General features: G+C 57.3%; 1 protein-coding gene and 1 pseudogene. Both read left to right on the top strand.

Going from position 1 to position 1856, the window contains the following annotated elements:
• Positions 1 to 492: RtcB family protein (locus tag RE6C_RS25555; RefSeq protein ID WP_144054875.1), on the top strand; the 492-nt coding region annotated here is incomplete at its 5' end.
• Positions 485 to 1524, top strand: a pseudogene (rtcA, locus tag RE6C_RS25550) (RNA 3'-terminal phosphate cyclase). The gene RE6C_RS25555 and the pseudogene rtcA, both read left to right, overlap by 8 nt.
• Positions 1525 to 1856 lie beyond the last annotated feature (332 nt).

The following is a 1856-nucleotide window of genomic DNA, read 5'->3' as shown; positions in this document are numbered from 1 at the left end:
ACACGTGGGAACTTGGTTTACTTCATCAGTCACAACATTGCTCGAAAGGAAATCGTGGACAATCAACCGGCATGGGTGCATCGAAAAGGAGCCACGCGGGCGATGCCAGGTGGGCATCATTCGCTCGCCGACACTCCGTTTGCAAAGTCGGGGCATCCGATTTTGTTGCCTGGAAATCCACGCGATGGTTCAGCGGTGATGGTGGCTGATGAGGGTGCGTCGGCGTCTTGTTACAGCGTCAACCATGGTGCGGGACGGGTGCTCGGGCGTCGTCACGCCAAGCGTGTGCTGGATCAATCAACCGTGGACTCGGAATTTGATTCCAACGATATCCTGAGCAATTGTCGCAAGTACCCAATCGACGAGGCCCCCGCCGCATACAAAGACTTCAACGAAGTTCTGCGTTCGGTGAAGTCCGCGGGATTGGCAAGCGAGGTGGCTCGTTTGAAAGCACGATTCGTGATCAAGGATGCGAGCAAAGCGGATGATTGAAATCAACGGACGCGAGGGCGAGGGAGGCGGGCAAATTGTTCGCTCCTCGCTCGCCCTTGCGGCGGTGACGGGGCAACCGGTTCGCATCACCAACATTCGCGGCGGTCGCAAGAAACCAGGTTTGCTTCGTCAGCATCTGGCAGGTGTTCGCGCGATTCAGCAGGTTTGTTCTGGCGAAGTCAGCGGAGACCAACTTGGTTCGTGTGAATTGACTTTGGTGCCCGGTGAACTGTCCGGCGGCGACTACCGATTCGAAGTGGGTTCGGCGGGCAGTGCCATTTTGGTGGCTCAAACCATTCTGCCGGTACTGCTTCATGCGGACGCTCCTTCCACGATCACAATCGGCGGCGGGACTCACGCGTCTTGGGCACCACCGTTCGATTTTTCCTGCGTTGCTACCTGCCGTTGTTGGCTCGTATGAACGCGAACGTTGACGCTGACATCGAATCCCATGGTTTCTATCCGGCTGGTGGCGGAAGGATGGTGATGAAGGTCGAGCCATCCACTGGCATGAGCGGGCTCGAACTGATGGACCGAGTCGGGAGACTGAAGCCGAGTGTCACCGCATTGGTTTCCAGGATTCCAGAATCGGTCGGCCAGCGGGAGTGTGATGTGATCGCACGAAAAACCGGATGGGACAAAAAGGCGTTCCAGGTCGTCGAAATTCAGCAGGCGGGTGGTCCCGGCAACGTCGTGATGATCGAGCTGGGGTTTGACAATGTCAGTGAACTGATCATTGGTTTCGGCAAGGTCGGCGTCAAAGCGGAACAGGTCGCCCGTGCGGCGCTGCGCGAAGCACGAGCCCATTTGGCCAGCGAAGTTCCGGTGGGCGTGTACCTCGCCGATCAACTGTTGTTGCCAATGGGCTTGGCGGCACGCAACGGATACCGAAGCGAATTTTGCACCGGACCGTTGTCGCTGCACAGCCAAACCCACATCGACGTGTTGCAACGTTTTTTGAACGTCGACATCAGGTGCGTCTCCAACGAAAACGGTACCGTCCACGTCAGTGTTCAAAACAGCGAAGGCTAAGAGGAAACGACGTGTCAAATCAGTAGCCTCCTTACCAAGGGCGACCAACGCGCCCAGTAAGGAGCGCGACGGGAGCAGGTCTAATTCGTGTCATTCCTTCCATTCGTTTCAATCCACGCGCCCCGTGAGGAGCGCGACTGCCAACAAGTTCCTGGACTCGATCGAACTGGATGTTTCAATCCACGCGCCCCGTGAGGAGCGCGACACACCTGCGTTGGCATTGATGGTTTGTACTCAATGTTTCAATCCACGCGCCCCGTGAGGAGCGCGACTTGGCCTCCACGCTTTGTTCGGTGGCGTCTTGGTTTCAATCCACGCGCCCCGTGAGGAGC

Origin of the sequence: Rhodopirellula europaea 6C, assembly GCF_000338295.1 — a bacterium.
GTDB lineage: Bacteria > Planctomycetota > Planctomycetia > Pirellulales > Pirellulaceae > Rhodopirellula > Rhodopirellula europaea.
The sequence above is the reverse complement of the archived record's forward strand: the minus strand, read 5'-3'. Positions and strand labels throughout refer to the sequence as shown.